Origin of the sequence: Fodinicurvata fenggangensis DSM 21160 (assembly GCF_000686045.1) — a bacterium.
Classification (GTDB): Bacteria; Pseudomonadota; Alphaproteobacteria; order Kiloniellales; family DSM-21159; genus Fodinicurvata; species Fodinicurvata fenggangensis.
On sequence record NZ_JMLV01000005.1, the window covers coordinates 44,245 to 58,916 of the forward strand.

The following is a 14,672-nucleotide window of genomic DNA, read 5'->3' on the forward strand; positions in this document are numbered from 1 at the left end:
AGCTCACAACGTAGCATTGCCGGCAGAGGGGTTCAATCGGCGGCGGCATTCCGGGGCGCGTGGGTGACGACGTGGGCCGCTGCTGGAACTCGCAGGCCTTGTACCCGTCTCGACCGCTTAGCGGTACTCAACCTCGATGAAGCTGAATTCCTTTCCGCTGGCGTTGATGACGTTGTGCTCGACGCCGGCCTGCTTGTAGTAGGGCTGCCCCTTCTTCAGCTCGGACTTGTGCGTGCCGTCACTGCTTTCCAACTGCAGGGCCCCGTCGTCCATGGGCAGGACGACGTAGTCGTGTTCGTGGCGGTGCCAGCCGGTCTCTGCGCCCTCGGCAAAGTGCCATTCGGTGACAATGGTGCGTTCATTGTCGATTAGTTTCGTCGGTACGGCCTGCGGCCTTGCAGTTTCTGACACGTCCTTGCCTTTCCTCTTTGTCCTGCTGGCGCCTTTGCGCTATCCAGACCTCCAAGCTTAGGGAGCCACCAGGTCGGCGACAAGGACCGAGTGCTGAAGGTGGCAGGATGGAAGGCCAGGTGACTGCAAAGGGTGCCATAGAACTGCAGGGCGTATCCGTTCAGCTTGGCGGGCGCGTTGTGCTTCAGGAGATCGACCTGTCGATTCCCCAGGTTCGGGTTGCCCTGGTTGGGCGCAACGGTTCGGGCAAATCGACGCTCGGCCGCGTCATGAAGGGCCTGATCCGGCCAGAGAACGGGCAGGTGTCCGTCCATGGCCTGGATCCGGCCGCGCGCAGTTTCGAGGCCCTTTCGGTGGCCGGCTACCTGTTCCAGAACTCCGATCACCAGATCCTCTGTCCTTCGGTGCTCGAGGAAATCTCTTTCGGCCTGCGTGAGAACGGCTGGTCGCGTGCGGCGGCCGAAAAGGAAAGCCTGGACCTGATGCGGCGCCACGGCATCGGGGATTGGGGCGAGCGTGCCGTGGCCAGCCTGTCCGAAGGGCAACGCCGACTGGTTTGCCTGCTGGCCATCCTGGTCATGACACCCCGTGCCCTGATCCTGGATGAACCCTTCACGGGACTGGACATTCCCACTCGCCGTCGCCTGGAGAGCTTCATAGGGAGGCTGCCGCAGCAGGTCGTGACAATCTCGCACGAACCCGATGCACTCTGGCAGTATGATCGGGTGATCTGGCTGGAAGAGGGCCGGCTGTACGCCGACGGCACGCCGGACCAGGTGCTGCCCGGCTTCCTGGAAGCCATGAATTCGGAAGCAGAAGGAATGGACGCTTGGTAAGCCTGTCGATCCATCGTCCCTGGATCCGGGCCGTCCCGGCCGGCGTGAAGTTGGCGGCGCTTGCGCTGATCAGCGTCGCCCTTTTCCTGATTCAGGATCCTGTGATACTTGCCGTCGTCCTGTTGGCCACCCTGGTGCTGCTTGCCGAGCTGCGCGCGCTGTCCCTTCTACGGACCCTGCGCCCGGTGGGATTCATGCTGCTGCTGGCCTTCGGTGCGCACCTGCTGCTGGGGGACTGGCTCGTCGGTCTTGTCGTCGTTCTGAGAATTGCAAGCCTTGTGCTGTTGGCAACGATCGTTACGGCCTCGACAGCCCTGTCGGAGATGCTGACTGTCCTGGACCGGCTGCTCGCGCCCTTGCGCTGGATGGGCCTGTCGACACGGCCCGTATCCGTGGCCATCGTCATGACCCTGCGTTTCATCCCCTTGCTGGCGGCACGCTGGCAGGAGCTTTCACGTGCCTGGCATGCCCGCTCACCAAGGCGTCCAACCTGGCGCCTGGTGACACCCTTCATACTTACTGCCCTGGATGATGCCGATCATGCCGCCACGGCTTTGGCCGCCCGGGGCGCTTTCAGACTGGAGAATGGATCATGGAAAGAACGGTCGCCCGTGTCGCCCTCTTTGCGGCGCTGATCGCCGCTCTGGGGCTGGTGCCCCAGATCATGCTGCCCTTTGCCGGCGGTGTGCCGATCACGGCCCAGACCTTGGGTGTCATGCTGGCCGGCTTGGTCCTGGGCCCCTGGCGGGGGACACTGGCAGTGTTGTTGCTGATTGTCGTGGTGGCTCTGGGCGCACCGGTGCTGGCTGGCGGCCGCGGCGGCCTGGGGGTCTTCGTCGGCCCGACGGTTGGGTTCCTCTTGGGCTGGGCCGTTGCCACACTGGTGATTGGCTGGGCCTATCAGGTGATGGCCAGCCGGGGGGTCTTCCTGGCCGGCCTGCTGGCCTCCGTCCTGGGCGGCATTGTGGTGTTGTACGTCTGCGGGATTGTCGGCTTGGCGCTGGTCACGCAGATGCCGCTGCTCCAGGCCGCCGGCGTGGTCCTGATCTTCATTCCCGGCGACATCCTAAAGGCGGTCCTGGCCGCTCTGTTGAACCGGGAAATCCGACGTGCGCGGCCGGAGTTTGCAGATTAAACAGTGCTCCCGTATTGGGATGCGATAGGATCGGTTTGTTCGCTACGACAGATTCTCAGAGATGCTCAGGTATTCCTCAGTTTGAAAAAGAGCTGGGTTGGCTTCTGTTAATCGGGCAAGGATTTGCTTGGCGTATCCATGATCCCATTGGAAGGGCCGTGTGAGCCATAGCAGATGCAAGACCTCTGATGGGAATTGTTCTGGTAGCGTCGAACTGTCTTTGAAGTCTTCGTGTGTGTGCTCAGTTCGCTTTTTTAGCGAGAACAAGATGGTAGAAGCTGTGGGTATCTCGCCAATTAACCCATTGTCCTCCAGCCAACTTAATGTATTTGGGAAGCTTGTGCCGCTGTACACAGCAACCATTGCAAAATCTTCCATGGTTTTTTTGGTTTGGGCCATATAATCGCGCGGCCAGTATTCGCTTAGCCAAGGAAGCACAGTTTTTTTCCAATAGGTTGGCGCGTCCTCTTTGGCATTTCTAACTCTATCTCGAATGAAGCTCGATATATTTTCCAGTCCTTTAGTGCCAATCTCGGCGAGGGTAGTTTTTATAGTTTCCTTTGAAGTCGCATTGAGCTCCATAGATGCAAGCAAAAACATCTGACATAGCGTCTTATAGGCGCGTGCTTCGAACCGATCGGGTTTACTCAACGCAGTAAGGCAGTCTGTTTCAATCAGTTTGAACAGATCTGGGCTAATGCGAGCAGGCCAAAGGAACGCACTCCAGTACGAGGCGGCATTTGAATTGCTCTCCCACTTTAAGAGAGGCAATATATTCTGCTTTGCAAATTCTGGTGCAACGGCATGTAGAATTTCCGTCCTCGATACTACAATTATTGAAGATGCATCGATTGCGCTATGGTTGGTCCGTTCGACGATCTTCTTGAGGCGGTCGGCCAACTCCTGCGGTATGCCGCCACCTACTTTGGCGTCTTTAGGCCACAGGTATTTTAAAAGCTCCTCTGTAAGTTTGCCAGCTGGGTCATTGATGGCATAGCCGACTGGATCGTTTATATCACGTTCCTGGGAAGGATCTTTCGCGGAAGCTGCCCAGATACGATCCCAAATCTTAAGGTATCGATCTTTGGTAAGGGAAATAACTGGAGATTTTCGCCAAAACTCGACAATTGCATTGGCTACCTTGCGGCTCTGAAGGCTTTCTTCTGGCAGTTTCGCTAGAATAGGGAGCATTCGTTCCAAATGCTCCAGCGGAATCCTGGTGTTTGGTGCTTCTCCGTCAACTTCTGACGCGGCCGCGTTTGCGTTTGGTTCCTCAACTTCTATGGCACGAGCTAAACCCGAAATGCCTTCGCTCCAGAAGCATTCATCCCCCAAATTTTTTGTGAGGCCCTCTTCGAGAGTATCCAACGCAGCGCTAGGATTACTAAAAGCTAGTTTTTGCAGGATACGTGATTGATCCGGTTTCCATTGAGCAACCCTTTTAGTAACCGTCATCTGCATAAACTCATGAAGGGCAGCTGACTCCATCCCCTCATCCCGCCCCATTTCCCTGTCAGTACCGATGAAGATCATAAATTCGTCGCTTCCATCTTCAGGGAGTGTATGCGGGAACTTGGTCTTGAGTTTGGCAAGCGAGCTGGATGTACGGCGTGGTAGCTGCACTCCGCCCTGCTCCAACTTCTTGAGATAATGAGCGATAGTTTGATCCCGAATGTTGCGCCATTCTTTGTTGGGCATTTCGCGATAGCTGCTACGATTTGGTCCTTTCAAAATAGTCCGACAGAGGCGTGAAATTTCGCTTTGCTTCCAGTGTTTTACTTGTTCGCGAAGATAGACGTTGACTTCGTGAGTAGTGTCCATTGCCCATAGCCAACGACCATCGTCGTTTACCAGAAGGTCAAGCACGGCGTGATCAAGAGCAGCGCCAACTTGATTGGAGGCATAAAGGAATAATCTTTTGAACAAAGGGTAATCCTGCTGAGCCCAATGGTGCGCGATCTTAATGGCTCCTTCGGTCTCAGCGGAAAGTCGTCTATCAAATGCTACTCGCAACAGAAAAACTAGTTGCCCAAAGTCATTAACAAAATCGTTCTGGGTATGGGGTGAAATAGAAGGTATTGAATAGCCAGTTAGGTCTTGTTCGTTGGATGCTTTGTCCACGAGAGATAGCCAATCCAGTCCCGACAGAACCACTTGACCTAGTTGTTCGCACAGGCTTTCAAGACCTTTATGAAGTGTGGGGTTATTGACAATCTGCCCTACTTGGTAATCCATTTCATGATTGCGAAACTTGAGTTCGAATTCGAACTGCTCAAAATATGTCTCGCTATGCCCCTGAGAGTCTCTGAAAATCGAGGGGCGTATGATCAATTTCTGCTCAATATGAGCCAGAAACTCTAGGGCATCAAATGGGTCTCTAAAATCCAGGTTCTCGCGCGAATCAAACCAATGGCTAGCCGGCAAGTGGGAACGGGCATAGGCATCACTGGTGAGAATGTTCCAAAGCCTTGTTTGGTCTTTGGAAAGGCTAGTTTGTTTTGGTGCCCTCTGGGGCCGGTTATATTCCAGCGAAAACTCAGGATGTGTCACAGCACCATTTTCAAGCACCCAATTCACTAAGTCGACGGTATCCAGATGCCATTGCATCCATCGGATCAGATTCGCGGTTACAGGCTTCAGCCGAGAAACCCCGCTCCCATTGGTCACTGATCCCAAATACCCTGGTTCAACCTTAACCGTATCACGTTGTTGTTGGGCTCTAAGATCGCGAAGTTCTGTTGGCGAGTAAATTTGATCGAGTAAGCCGTGCTGGGCAAAAAAAGGCAGCCAGTCGATTGAGGCGGTTTGTTCTTTTTTTTCTACGGTCGCTAGTGCTTTAGCGGCTTTGCCGTCCCCATCACGAAGCGCCCACAGCAGGCGCTCTTGACCGAAGGTGTCTTCTGCTAAGAAAGGCTTCGTGGCTTCATTGAGCGCGAGTGTAACACGGGCATTTTGCCCGCCTGACGCAAGGTCTGCCCAAGAATTCAATGTCTCATATAATCTGAAATGACTTCCTCGATTACTTAGGCGTTTTTCTTCGACAAAATAGGGTATTGGAATAACTTCCTTGAGTTCCCAACGTCCTATTACTTGTTCTTTATTATTCTCGTTATGCTCGACAAAGGCATATGGTTTATTGAATTTTCCATTCTTCTCTGAATCATCAAAAAATTTCTCTGAATATGAGATTGCATCAAGCAAATATCGCATAATGCGATCATTTAAGCTGTATCCAATAAAAACAACTGTGAAATTTCTTAGAAGTTCCACAACGAAGCGACTGCAATAGCCGTCGGTGACGTAAGCCTCGCCGAAGTCGGCGGACGTGAGGATTAAATTGCCCAATTCTAAGTCATTGGGCTTAGCAGGCAACAGCCCGTGCAGATGCAAAACGCTACTCCAGCGATCCGATTTCGGGATGGGGAGCTTAGGTGCACTGTCAATATTAATCGATGACTGCTTCTTTGCGGCTTTGAGGAAAAGCCTGTCAAAGTTGGTTGTAATAAGACGGCATGTATCATCCCTCAAATGAGAGAGGCGAAGAATCGCTGTGTGGTTTTTTAGCGTCTTAGGTCTTCGGGACAGGATGCTGGCCGTGTCGTGCCTGAGCTTGATGGCATTCTTGGCAAGTCTCTTTTGAATGATGGACAACGCAAAATCATAGTCTTCCCGAGTTATGGCTTCATTTAATTCTGGCGTGCATGTGATCGGATTCCTCTTCGCGAGTTCCTTAACCAATCCCCCAAAAAGTGGATACCCTGCATCCAATGACACACCGGCTCCACAGAAGAACACCACGGTGCCGTCTGCATGGGCGTTCAGTAACGCTTCAGGTATGTTCGGGCCTTCTGGAATGAGCTGCATTACTATCTCTGGAAACTATATTAAGTAGCATTTGGCACGGCCAAATTCTCGGATGCTATATTAGCCGCACTTCTCCGAGTCTCCATTGAACAATAGGTGGGAGCATGAGCGAAAATGTTCACATCGGTTTCTCTTACCAAGAAGGTTTGCCTAAGCAGATCGTCCAGGAGTTCATAGACGAAGTTAGTGGGGATAGTGTGATTGTGCGGAGCGAGAGCCGACCCCCTGGCTATTATGCAAACGTTGAATGGGCCGTTCCAACCATCATTGTGGTTTATATTTTGCGCCCCTACTTTGAGGCATTTCTGGGTGAGGCTGGAAAGGAGCACTATGTGGTGTTGAAGCGCGCCTTTCTACGGCTTTTTGCGAAGATCTACGGCAAGAAGCCTGAAGATAGGCCAAGCGATCGTTCACATATTTTCTCTATTCAATCAGGTACGCGAGACGGTCGGCCAATAAAGTTCATTTTTCCGGAAGGGGTTTCTCACGAGACCTACGCTACAATTTTGGAGGAGTTATTGGTTCTTCTCGCCGAGCATCATGATGTTGGTGATGGCTATGACAGGTTATCCCAGATAGTTGCGCCTTCAAGTGGTCTGGGCGGAGCATTGTATGTGGAATATTCGGTGAGTGCGGGACAATGGATCCTACTTGACCCCAAAGTCGAAATTGCCAAGAGGCGGAATGCCATGCGCTCAGATGACAGTTACGGCGCTGACTTTTGAGCCAATTGGGGTTACTGTGAGTGTATTATTTCTTTAAGATGTGCGCGGTAAGACTTCAAGAACCGTGCGTGTGGGTAATTTACAACCCGTGTTGGCAAGCGTAATCGCCGCTCACGGTCCATCAGCCGCATTACTGTGTCCGGCACTGAGTTGGTTAGCGGTGAGTATCGTGTAGTCGTAATCGATCGAGAGCAAGCCACTTGACCAAGAACTTCCAGAATTTGTCCACAAGAATACGTTCGATCTCCTATAACATGAGACCGAATGTCAGCCAGAGCTTCGGCTCGCTGGAAACCAACATTTTGCTAGCTGTCAGGCGACGACCGGCAGCGGCTTGATGCGATAGCTGTGGCGGATGCTGCGGTTCTCCACCGGGTCGTGCAGTTCCATGAAGAATTCCCCGGCCGGGCGCACGTCGCCCCGGACGCCCAGGGTGCCGCAGAGCATGGCGGCCGCCCCGTCCGCGGCGGCTTCCAGAAAGCCTGCGCCATCCATCAGCTCGTCCAGAGGTCGGATCGAGGCCAGGCTGCCCTCCTGGTACAGCGTCTTCTCGCCGTTTTCCTGAATCCATGAGCGCAGCTGCAGTTCGTCCAGGCGTGCTGCCAGGGGGGCGAACTCCCAGAGCTCGCCGGCGCAGGGTTTGGGGCAGACCTGCTTGGAGTGTGCCACGGAGTGGGCTTCCAGATCGCGGTCGGTGTGGTCGGAGGCGAGACCCAGATAGGTCTGCCCGCCTGCACACAGCAGCAGCGGCTCCACCTCGCCGGAGGTATTGTCGCCCACCACTTGGATTTCGGACTGCTGGGTCAGCAACTCCGGTGAGACGCGGTAGTACAGCGGCACGCTCGAGGGCGGCGTGACACCGAGTGCGGCCAGTTCCTTGATGTGATGGTCGATAGCCGTGCGGTCACGCCCGGTCCAACCGGCAACCGTGCAATGCGCGATATCGAAATTCAGGTCCGTGCCGTTGCAGGTGAAGTGCATGATGTTCCTCTTCGGTGTCAGATGATGGAGGGCAGCCAGAGGGCCAGGTCCGGTATCAGGACCAGCAGGGCCACCATCAGCAGCATGACCAGGACATAGGGTATGGCGCCGACCATGACCTCACTGAGGTTGCCCTTCTGCCGCGCGCCCTGGACCACGTAGAGATTGAGGCCCACCGGCGGCGTGATCAGGGCCATCTCGATCAGCACGATCAACAGGATGCCCAGCCACAGCTTGTCGAAGCCCATCTGGGCCATGATCGGCACGATGATGGGAATGGTGGCAACCATCAGCGAAAGCGTCTCGATGAAGAAACCGAGGACGATGTAGATGCAGATGACCAGCAGCAGCGTGCCCATGGGGCTGAGATTGTAGGAATTGATCAGGCTGGTGAGTTCGCGGCCCAGGCCGGCCGAGGCCAGGGTGAAGTTCAGGAAATAGGCACCGATGATCACCAGCATGATCATGGCCGTGATGCGCACGGTTCCCAGCAGGCAGTACCGCAGCATCTGCAGGCTCACACCACGGTTTCCGGTGGCGATCAGCAGGGCCATGGCGACGCCGACGGCGGCCGATTCGGTGGGTGTGGCCCACCCGGCGTAGATCGAGCCGACGACAACGACGAACAGCAGCAGGACGGGCAGCAACTGAGTCAGGCTGGTCAGCTTGTCGTGCCAGGAAAAGCTGCGGCTAGGGCCGCCCAGGGCCGGCCGGAACCAGCAGATGACGGCTGTCACCAGCACGAAGATGGCGGCCATCAGCAGGCCGGGGACCAGCCCTGCCACGAAAAGCTGCGGGATAGAGGTCTCGGTCAGGAAGCCGTAGACGATCAGGTTGATCGAGGGCGGAATCAGGATGCCCAGGGTGCCGCCGGCGGCAATCGCACCGGAAAAGAGCCGCGGGTCATAGCCCAGCTTCTCAGCCTGGGGCATGGCCACGGTGGCCACGGTGGCGGCTGTGGCCACAGACGATCCCGAGGTTGCCGAGAACATGGTGGCCGTGCCGATATTGGCATGGACCAGGCCACCCGGCAGCCAGGAGAACCACTTGTCGAGCGCGGCGTAGGTGCGTTCGGCGATGCCGCCGCGTACCAGGATTTCGCCCAGCAAGACGAAGAAGGGAATGGCAATCAGCGTCGAGCTGTTGGACGAGGACCAGACCACCTGGCCCAGGCCGCGCATGAGGGGAAAGCCCGAGAAGAACTGGTCAATGCCGAAGCCCAGCAGGAAGAGCACGATGCCGACGGGTATCGAGAGCGCAAGCAGAGCCAGCAGCGCCAGGCTGACGAACCAGATCATTGTGCCGCCTCTTGCTCGCTGTCTTTTGCGCCGGCTTCGGAAACCGTGCCGTACTGGTCATCGAAGGCTTGCAACCGTCCGCTGGCCAGCAGACCGATAGCACAGAGCAGCATCAGGCTTGCGGTCAGGGCGAACCAGACCCAACCGGAAAACCAGATGGTCTGGGGAATCCAAAGCGGTGTTTCCAGGGGGGTATTGGCGCGCGCATTGCTTTCCAGGCTCTTGCCCAGCACGGGCCAGGTCTGCACGGCAACCACAACCGTGGTCGCGGCCAGACTGCCGATCGCCAGCAGGTCCATAACGATCCGGCCCCAAGTGTGCAGACGCAGCCGCAGGAAGTCGATGCGAACATGCGCCAGCTCGATCAGGGCGAAGGATAGCCCCCAGCTGGCCGTGGCTGCCATCACGTATCCGGAAATCTCGCTGGAGCCACCCAGGGATCCGCCCAGTTGGCGCAGGGTGATGTCCAGCAGGATAAAGGCGACGGTCAGCGCCAGAAGGACGCCGACCGCCAAGGCTATTCCATGATTGATGCGCCGGAGGAGCGTCAGGATCCGCTCGAAGATCATCGCATCACCCGCCATTCCTCCGACGTTCAATCAACTCTTGTCTCAGAGCGGGATCTGGACGCCGACAGCCTTGCCAACGGATTCGTTCCAGCGCTTGGCCCAGTCCTCGCCGGCGCGGTCAACCCATTCCGGCAGCACCGTTTCGGTCAGAACCCGATGGGCCGTCTCGCTGTCTTCCTCTGTCGGCTCGACCAGGACCAAATCGCGCGTATCACCCCTGGTGCATTCGCCGTTGCCCGTCAGGCAGGCGATGTCCTCCTCGAAGGCGCCTTCGGCATCGGCCCAGGCCCTGTCTTCGAAATCTTCCTTGATGGTGGTCTGGATCAGCTCCTGATGCTCCTCGGACAGGCTGTTCCACTTGTCCAGGTTCATCGCCGTCACCACGGAATCCCAACCGCCCAGTGGCAGGGTCATGAAGTGGGTGGTGACTTCCCACCAGCCCGCATTGTAACCCGAGCCGGCGCCGGTGACGCCGCAGTCGATCACGCCGCGTTCGAGCGCGCCCGGCACCTCGGCGAAATCAACGTTGACACCCTCGGCCCCAAGGGCCTCCAGGAACTTGGTGGTCATGCGGCCCGAGCCACGGATCTTAAGACCTTCAAGGTCTTCAAGGGACGCGATTTCGGCGTCACAGAACACAACCTGCGGCGGGTAGGCGGCAATGGCCAATGCCTTGGAATTGAAGCGCTCGCGCATGATGTCCTCGACCATCGGGCGCGCGGCGTCGACCATGGTCTTGGCTTCGCTGGCCGTGGTGGCGACCAGCGGCACGTCCAGGCCCTCGAGTTCCGGCGCATCGCCAACGGTATAGTCGGCAATGGTCATGCCCACATCGAAAACACCGTCTCCCAGCATGCGATAGACGTCCGAACCGGCGATGCCCATCTGGTCGAAGGTGGTCATTTCGACCTGGATTTCACCGTCGGAGGCCTCGGGCAGGGTCTCCGTCCAGTACTTTTCCTCATAGTCCTGATGGAGCGGGAGGCTGCTCCAGCTTCCGACCACGGAGAGCGTTTCGGCCAGGGCCGGGGTTCCGGCCAGCATGAAGGCCGATCCAGCCAAAAGGCTTGTGCGAAGATATCTTTTCATGGGTCTGTCCTCACTGTTCATTGTTCTACGGGGTGGATGAAGCTGTCTGGTGGAAGGGACCAAGACCCGATAGCCGGCTTTCCGCTGCCGAAGAGGGAATATCGGTCACCAGCATATGACCCGGCGCGTGGGTGAAGGCGATATCCGCGCCGCAATTGCGCAGGGCCAGTTGGGGCGTGACGCCGCAGGCCCAGAAGACTGGAATGTCGCCTTCTTCCATATAGGGCGGGTCTCCGAAATCAGGCTTGTCGATGTTCTCTATGCCGATCTGGGAGGGGTCGCCTATGTGAACCGGAGCCCCATGGGCCAGACGAAAACGGTCCGACAAGACAATGGCATTTATGGCATCCCATGACGGGAAGGCACGCATGGAGACCACCAGCGGGCCGGAAAAGACGCCGGCCGGCACAGTGGATATGGAGGTGCGGTACATGGGTACGTTACGGCCAGCCTGGATATGACGCAGGGGAATCCCGGTGGCCTTGAGGGCTTCTTCGAACGAGAAGGAGCATCCGATGACAAAGCTGACCATATCGTCTCGCCAGAGAGAGCTCAGGTCATTCACCGTTTCCTGGGGCACGCCTTCACGAAAGACCCGATAGGCGGGCAGGTCACTGCGAATATCGATGTCATTGCCCAATTCGGGTACTTTTGGAGAACCGGACTCGGCCAGGCCGATGATTGGGCAGGGTTTTGGATTGCGCTGACAGAACAGCAGGAAGTCGAAAGCCTGGGCCTTGGGCAGGATTGCAAGGTTCCCTTGAAGGTATCCCGGCGCCAGCCCTGTTGTCGGGGTGGTGTGCTGCTGGGTGCGAATGCGCTGGCGCAAGGCCTGCGGTGTCAAGCCTTCCAGCGACGCAGCCAAGTCTTCCACGGTGCCTTCCTGCTGGCTTGGCATATCCATCTTGCCGCTCAGCCTTCCATTATTCTCAGGAATTTATTGTGAGAAGAATTCCAGAGCCATTCGATCCTGTCAATCGATCGATAAGCAAGAATCATGATCTGATTATAGGATCATTCTGATCAGCCTCGCAAGCGGCGGCCGTGATCAGTTCTCCGGCCTCGCGGTTGCGGGCCGGCAGGTGGCAGACCACGAAATTGAGGTCGGGAACGCGTGCTTCATCCTGCACCGGCAGGCGAACCAGCTGTTTTTCCTGTTCGCGTGCCCGTCCGACCGCTTCGGCCATGCGGGTGGGCAGCAGGCCGATACCGAAACCGTCCCCCACAAGGTGCAGGACGGTGAACAGCGAGGCGGAGCCATGCAGGACGGGTGCAGCGACCTGCGAGGAGGCAAAGAGCTGTTCCAGTTGTCGATAGGGTGTGGTTCTTTTGGGAAAGGTGACCACGGGATAGGCGGCCAACTCCGAGATCGCGAGCGGCCGTGCTGTGGGGACCATGCCTTCTCGGGCATACCAGTCGAGTGTGATCGGCTTGAGGGGGGTCGCCAGGGAGTCTCTCGGCTGGTACTCCGGCATGAGGATCGCGATGTCCAGTTCATCGTCGACCAGCTTGCGCGCCAGCTGCTCCGAAGTGTCCACCGAGAGTTCGAAGCGCACATTCCCGTGATCGCGGCGCAGGCTGTTGAGCATAGAGATCAGGATGGTGTGGACGATGGTCTCGGCCACACCAATGCGGATTGTGCCGTTCAGGCCGCTGCTCTGGGTCAGCTCCTGGACAATGCGATCGCGGCTCTGGATCAGGCGTTCGGCCTCTTCCAGGAAGCGCCGTCCGGCCATGGACAGCCGAACCTGTCGTCCGACCCGATCGAAGAGGGTCAAGCCGAGACGTTTTTCCAGTGCGGCAACGCGGGCTGATATGGCGGACTGGGAAAGGCCGCTGCGCTGGGCCGCGGCGCGAAAGCCGCCGGCGCGGACCACTTCGCGGACAATTTCCACATCGCGAAATCCGAACATAATGCCCTCATGACAATTGATCTTGGAAAGCGATCGAATTGATCTTCCGGACGAATACGCCGGTTATCCCTGCGCTGTAAAGGCGATCCGAAGCCCGAAGGCGATCAACACGGATCCGGTGATGCCGTCCAGGGTTCGGGCCACGACCGCGCGGCGCAGGAACCCGGCGGCCGGCCGGGTTGCCAGCGTGATGAAGGCAAACCAGAGAACTCCAAGGCCGGCATGGATGGCCGCCAGCAGCACACTGAACAGTAGCACGTTGCTGTCGGCAGGGAGGAACTGTGGCAGGAAGCTGACATAGAAGACACCGACCTTGGGATTGAGCAGGTTGGTGAGGGCCCCGCGCATAAACCATCGCCGCCCACTGACGGCTGACGGGGAGGTCTGGTCCTGGAACGTCGAGCGCGGTGAGTCTTTCCGAAGGGCAGTGCGGATCAGCAGGGCGCCGAGGTAGAGCAGATAGAGTGCTCCGGCGATCCGCACCAGATTGTAGGCCGTTTCCGAGACCGCAAGGACGGCCCCCAGTCCCACGGCGGCGAGCACGCCCCAGGCCAGCACCCCCGCGGACACCCCGAGTCCGGCCAGGATGGCGCTGCGTGCATTCTCCACAAGGGCCGTTCGCAGCACCAGTGCCGTGTCGATTCCGGGCGTAAGCGTCAGCAGGGCGGCGGCCAGAGTGAATGCGAGGATGGCTTCAAGGGGCCCCATGGCGAACTTCCGACAGGCTTCTGAGATGGCAGCAAACTAATCGGACGGGCCCGCCTCATACAACCTTGCCGATGTCCTACGTCACCAGGCCATAAAGCAGTCCGGCGGTCAGGGAACCCACAAGCGCCAGGGCGACATAGACCAGGAATACCGGCAGACGGGCGAGCGCGAAGACAGCGATGGCTGCAGGAACGCTGGTGATGCCGCCGGCCACCAGAAAAGCCATGGCCGCACCCGGGGCCATGCCCTGCTGGACCAATCCTCCCACCAAGGGCAATGCGGCATAGCCATTGAGATAGGCCGGAACACCGATCAGCGTGGCGCTGGCAAGTGAAAGCCAGGAGTCCGTCCCCACGAGGCGCACCACAAGGTCTGCGGGAATGTAGGCGAGCATCAGACTCTCCAGAAGGAAAGCCAACAACAGCCATTTTCCCAGAAAGGCCGCATTCCTGTAACTCTCGCCGAGAAACCTGTTGCGCCGTTCGGGGTCCGGCCAGAATTTCCAGACAACCTGACTTGGACTGCGTACCTGGTTGCCGGCACAGCCTCCGTTTCCGGCGCCGGCGCGCAGGGGATCCGTGAAGAGGCCCGAACGCTGAAGCAAGTGAACGACAAGGCCCCCCAGCAGGCCGATGCCCATGGCGGCCAGCGTCTTGCCCAGAGCAAAGGGCAGGCCCATTACGCCAATCGTCAAGACAAACATCGAGGGATCCATGACGGGAGATGCGAGCCAGAAGGCCATGACGGCGGACAGGGGCACGCCCATGGCCAGCAGTGCGGCAACGAGGGGGATCACGCCACAGGAGCAGAAGGGTGACAGGGCACCGAGCATGGCTGCCGAGGCAATCATGACGGACGTCCGGCCCTGGAAAGCCCGCGCGATCAGGCTGTCGGCGCCCGTGGCACGTGCCGTGGCTGCCACCAGGATTGAGAACAACAGGAAGGGCAGGATGTTCAGAAGGCTGCGCAGGGTGAAGGACAGCGTTTCCGGAAGCTGGCTCGGTGCCAGCAGGGCCAGCCCGGACAGCACCGCAAGGCTGGCCGCCAGTGCTGTGTCAAAGGGAAGGGGCGGGATGACAGGGCGCGGCAAGCGAAAGAGCGCGATTTTCATTATACGATATCCCTAGATTAGTCGATATATTA

General features: G+C 57.7%; 14 protein-coding genes. 4 read left to right on the forward strand and 10 right to left on the reverse strand.

The genetic code is table 11. The features are described from left to right. Window positions 1-117: 117 nt before the first annotated feature. Window positions 118-411, reverse strand: a complete 294-nt coding sequence (locus BP38_RS0109035; protein ID WP_026987467.1) for a cupin domain-containing protein — start codon at window positions 409-411, stop codon at window positions 118-120. Between the two features lie 119 nt (window positions 412-530). Here BP38_RS0109035 and BP38_RS19845 point away from each other — a divergent pair, with 119 nt between their 5' ends. The 3 genes from BP38_RS19845 to BP38_RS0109050 are packed head-to-tail and all read left to right on the forward strand — an operon-like array spanning window position 531 to window position 2,382. Further along, a complete protein-coding gene (locus BP38_RS19845) occupies window positions 531-1,247 on the forward strand; it encodes an energy-coupling factor ABC transporter ATP-binding protein (RefSeq protein ID WP_245602371.1) in 717 nt (238 codons plus the stop codon). After that, window positions 1,241-1,882 (forward strand): CbiQ family ECF transporter T component, encoded by a 642-nt coding sequence (locus BP38_RS19850; protein WP_051609160.1) that lies wholly within the window; start codon window positions 1,241-1,243, stop codon window positions 1,880-1,882. The genes BP38_RS19845 and BP38_RS19850 overlap by 7 nt, the downstream gene beginning before the upstream one ends. After that, window positions 1,840-2,382, forward strand: a complete 543-nt coding sequence (locus BP38_RS0109050) for a biotin transporter BioY (RefSeq protein WP_026987468.1) — start codon at window positions 1,840-1,842, stop codon at window positions 2,380-2,382. The genes BP38_RS19850 and BP38_RS0109050 overlap by 43 nt, the downstream gene beginning before the upstream one ends. 42 nt (window positions 2,383-2,424) lie before the next feature. On the opposite strand, the gene BP38_RS0109055 is transcribed toward BP38_RS0109050, so the two are convergent. Beyond that, window positions 2,425-6,246, reverse strand: coding sequence for an SIR2 family protein (locus BP38_RS0109055; protein WP_026987469.1), 3,822 nt, complete (start codon window positions 6,244-6,246; stop codon window positions 2,425-2,427). A 104-nt stretch (window positions 6,247-6,350) separates the two neighbouring features. Here BP38_RS0109055 and BP38_RS0109060 point away from each other — a divergent pair, with 104 nt between their 5' ends. Continuing rightward, the gene (locus BP38_RS0109060) at window positions 6,351-6,971 is read left to right on the forward strand and encodes a hypothetical protein (RefSeq protein ID WP_026987470.1); all 621 of its coding nucleotides are present in this window, start codon (window positions 6,351-6,353) and stop codon (window positions 6,969-6,971) included. 312 nt (window positions 6,972-7,283) lie between these two features. Here the strand turns inward: BP38_RS0109060 and BP38_RS0109065 are convergent, their stop codons facing one another. The 8 genes from BP38_RS0109065 to BP38_RS0109100 all read right to left on the reverse strand — a co-directional run bounded on the left by BP38_RS0109065 (window position 7,284) and on the right by BP38_RS0109100 (window position 14,640). Further along, the gene (locus tag BP38_RS0109065) at window positions 7,284-7,952 is read right to left on the reverse strand and encodes a DUF2848 domain-containing protein (protein ID WP_026987471.1); all 669 of its coding nucleotides are present in this window, start codon (window positions 7,950-7,952) and stop codon (window positions 7,284-7,286) included. A 17-nt stretch (window positions 7,953-7,969) separates the two neighbouring features. Continuing rightward, window positions 7,970-9,250 carry a TRAP transporter large permease gene (locus tag BP38_RS0109070; protein ID WP_026987472.1) on the reverse strand — a complete coding sequence of 427 codons (1,281 nt, stop codon included), beginning with the start codon at window positions 9,248-9,250 and terminating at the stop codon, window positions 7,970-7,972. Then, window positions 9,247-9,834, reverse strand: a complete 588-nt coding sequence (locus BP38_RS19855) for a TRAP transporter small permease subunit (RefSeq protein WP_245602372.1) — start codon at window positions 9,832-9,834, stop codon at window positions 9,247-9,249. The genes BP38_RS0109070 and BP38_RS19855 overlap by 4 nt, the downstream gene beginning before the upstream one ends. A gap of 27 nt (window positions 9,835-9,861) precedes the next feature. Next, window positions 9,862-10,908 carry a TRAP transporter substrate-binding protein gene (locus BP38_RS0109080; RefSeq protein WP_026987473.1) on the reverse strand — a complete coding sequence of 349 codons (1,047 nt, stop codon included), beginning with the start codon at window positions 10,906-10,908 and terminating at the stop codon, window positions 9,862-9,864. Between the two features lie 25 nt (window positions 10,909-10,933). Continuing rightward, complete coding sequence (locus tag BP38_RS0109085; RefSeq protein WP_211250281.1) at window positions 10,934-11,812, reverse strand: putative hydro-lyase; 879 nt, start codon at window positions 11,810-11,812, stop codon at window positions 10,934-10,936. Window positions 11,813-11,903: 91 nt separating this feature from the next. Then, complete coding sequence (locus tag BP38_RS0109090; protein ID WP_026987475.1) at window positions 11,904-12,821, reverse strand: LysR family transcriptional regulator; 918 nt, start codon at window positions 12,819-12,821, stop codon at window positions 11,904-11,906. A 63-nt stretch (window positions 12,822-12,884) separates the two neighbouring features. Next, window positions 12,885-13,529 (reverse strand): LysE family translocator, encoded by a 645-nt coding sequence (locus BP38_RS0109095; RefSeq protein WP_026987476.1) that lies wholly within the window; start codon window positions 13,527-13,529, stop codon window positions 12,885-12,887. Between the two features lie 76 nt (window positions 13,530-13,605). Then, complete coding sequence (locus BP38_RS0109100) at window positions 13,606-14,640, reverse strand: permease (RefSeq protein WP_026987477.1); 1,035 nt, start codon at window positions 14,638-14,640, stop codon at window positions 13,606-13,608. Window positions 14,641-14,672: the final 32 nt, after the last annotated feature.